Annotated in this window: 3 protein-coding genes; 2 read left to right on the top strand and 1 reads right to left on the bottom strand. The window is 69.7% G+C overall.

The genetic code is table 11. From position 1 onward, the window contains the following. On the top strand, positions 1-1,379 hold a 1,379-nt coding region (locus AC2VOP_RS10300), incomplete at its 5' end, for a DEAD/DEAH box helicase (protein WP_486960863.1). 17 nt (positions 1,380-1,396) lie between these two features. Beyond that, positions 1,397-2,632 carry an Rv3212 family protein gene (locus AC2VOP_RS10295; protein ID WP_486960862.1) on the top strand — a complete coding sequence of 412 codons (1,236 nt, stop codon included), beginning with the start codon at positions 1,397-1,399 and terminating at the stop codon, positions 2,630-2,632. Between the two features lie 87 nt (positions 2,633-2,719). On the opposite strand, the gene AC2VOP_RS10290 is transcribed toward AC2VOP_RS10295, so the two are convergent. Then, positions 2,720-3,030: ParA family protein (locus AC2VOP_RS10290; RefSeq protein ID WP_486960861.1), on the bottom strand; the 311-nt coding region annotated here is incomplete at its 5' end.

Below are 3,030 nucleotides of genomic sequence, written 5' to 3'. Positions count from 1 at the left end.
TCGGCCAGGCCCGCACCGGCATGGGCAAGACCTTCGCGTTCGGCGTGCCGTTGCTGCAGCGCATCAGCACCGACACCACAAGGCCGCTCACCGGTGTTCCGCGGGCGCTGGTAGTGGTGCCGACCCGGGAACTGTGCCTGCAGGTCTCCGGTGACCTGGCCGACGCCGCGAAGTACCTGACCGCAGACGGCCCCCCAGTCAACGACGCCAAGCGCTCTCCCCGTCCCCTGTCGGTAGTCGCCATCTACGGTGGACGGCCCTACGAAGCGCAGATCGAGGCGCTTAAGGCCGGTGCCGACGTGGTGGTGGGCACGCCGGGTCGGCTGCTCGACCTGGCCCAGCAGAAACATCTGCAGCTCGGCGGGCTGGCCGTGCTGGTGCTCGACGAAGCCGACGAGATGCTGGACCTGGGGTTTTTGCCGGACGTGGAGCGCATCCTGGCCCAGATTCCCGACGGCCGCCAGTCGATGCTGTTCTCGGCGACTATGCCCGATCCGATCATCACGCTGGCTCGCGGGTTCATGATCCAGCCCACCCACATCCGGGCGGAGGCGCCGCACAGCTCGGCGGTGCACGACGCCACCGATCAATTCGTCTACCGTGCCCATGCCCTGGACAAGCTGGAACTGGTCAGCCGGGTGCTGCAGGCGCGCGGGCGCGGCGCCACCATGATCTTCACCCGAACCAAGCGCACCGCCCAGAAGGTCGCCGACGACCTCGCCGAACGCGGGTTCACAGTGGGCGCGGTGCACGGTGACCTCAATCAGGTGGCCCGGGAGAAGTCGCTGAAGGCGTTCCGCACCGGCGACATCGACGTGCTGGTCGCCACCGATGTGGCCGCCCGCGGCATCGACATCGACGACGTCACGCACGTCATCAACTACCAGTGCCCTGACGACGAGAAGACCTACGTGCACCGCATCGGCCGCACCGGCCGGGCAGGTCGTACCGGCGTCGCGGTAACCCTGGTCGACTGGGACGAGCTGACCCGCTGGACGATGATCGATCACGCGCTGGGCCTGAGCTGCCCCGATCCGGCCGAAACCTATTCCAGCTCACCGCATCTCTACACCGAGTTGGGCATCCCTGCCGATGCCACCGGGAACGTCGGCAAGGCCCGCAAATCGCCGGTCAAACGACCCACGCGCGACACCGGCGCCGACCGCCGGCGTTCGCCCCGCAACTCCGGCAGATCACGGCGGCGCACCCGCGGCGGTAAGCCGGTGACGGGAACACGCCCAGACCACGAGGCCGTCAAGCAGCCAACGGCAGCCGCAGAAGCCGCGCCCGCCGCGTCCGCCGAGAACGGGCGGAAAAGGTCACGCCCGCGCCGTCGCCGGCCGCGCATGCCGGCCAGCGCGGCGACTAACGGCAGCTGAACCTTGCCGACTGCCTGATGGTCCGACCCGAGCAGCGCTCCCGCGGCGATGTCGTAGCGGCGGCGGTGATCATGCTCGCCGTCGTGATGGCGGGCGTACTGGTCTGGTGGACCAGCGACGCGCGGGCCACCATCAGCCGCCCCGCAGCCGAGCCGGCCCCCGAGTCGACCCCGGCACGGGCGGTGCCGGGGTCGCTGACGCAGCTGTGGACCGCTGCCAGTCCGGCGACGACCGGCCCGGTGATCGTCTCCGGAACCGTGATCACCGGTGCCGGACGAGAGATGACCGGACGCGACCCGGCTACCGGTGAGCCACGTTGGAGCTATGCCCGCGGCGTCGACCTGTGCGCCGTGTCCTGGATCTACCGTTACGCCGTCGCCGTCTTTCCCGACGGGCGCGGCTGCGGCCAAGTCAGCACCGTCGATGCCGGCACCGGCCGGCGCGGACCGGCCCGCACCAGCTACGCCGACCGGCATGTCACCGTCTCCTCCAACGGCGCCGCGGTGTTGTCGGTCGGCCCGACTCGGTTGGAGCTGTGGCGTTCGGACATGGTTCGGGTGCTGTCCTACGGCGAAATCGACGCCAGGCTCAAACCCTCCGCGCAGCGACTGGGCAGCGGATGCACTCTGCTGTCGGCTGCTGCCGGTTCGTCAGCGGTGTCGGTGCTGGAGGCCTGCCCGGGGCAAGACAACCTGCGGCTCACCCTGCTGCGCGCCGGCAAGGAAGAGGACGAACCGGAGCAGCGCCATCTGCCCGTGCCCGGCGTCACCGCTGGCTCGGGTGCCCGGGTGCTGGCCGTCTCGGACCACAACACCGCCGCCTACACTGCGGTCTACCTGCCGTCGCCGCAGCCCAGGATCGAAGTCGTCGACCAGACCGGCACCACCGTCGCCAAGACGCTGCTGCCCAGCCGACCGTCGCCGGCCAGCGCGGATTTGACGGTGTCGCGGCCCGCAGGTCTGGTCAGCTGGTGGACCGGCGACGCGGTGCTGATGTTCGACGCCACGACGCTGAACTACCGCTACACCGTCTCCGGTGCGGGTCCGGCGGTTCCGTTAGGGCCGGCAGCAGTGATGGCGGGCCGGCTGTTGATTCCGGTCAGCGGCGGGCTCGACGTCTGCGACCCGGCCACCGGCGAGCTCGAACGCACCATTGAAGTCAGCCGTCCGTCCGGGGTATCCGCGGTGTTCCCGGGGGCGTCCGGTTCGACGGTGTTGGAGCAGCGCGGCGACACCGTGGTCGCACTGGGCTGAGCGCACCAGCACTGCGCGAGGATGCATAAAGTCGCATCACAAGGGCTCCGGGAGTGCGATTTTGCGCGTGCTCACGCGCTCCCGCCGCTACAGCTCAAGGGTGAACGTCGGCAGCGGCTTGCCGGAGTCCCAATGTCCGAGCACCGCGTGCGCCAGCTCGCGATAGGCTGCGGCACCCTTGTTTTTGCGTGCGGCAATCACCGATGACCCCGATGCGCTGGCCTCAGCGAAGCGCACCGTACGCGGGATGGGCGGGGTCAGCACCGACAGCCCGTACCGGTCGGCGATGTCGAGCAGCACATCGCGCGTGTGGGTGGTGCGCGAGTCGTACAGCGTCGGCAACGCGCCGACCAGTCGCAGGCCCGGGTTGGTGATCTGCTGGATGTCGGCGACGGTGC

The sequence above is a fragment of the Mycobacterium sp. TH-M106 genome, from assembly GCF_057473765.1.
Note: the sequence above shows the minus strand (reverse complement) of the source record. Positions and strands in the feature narration are given on the sequence as shown.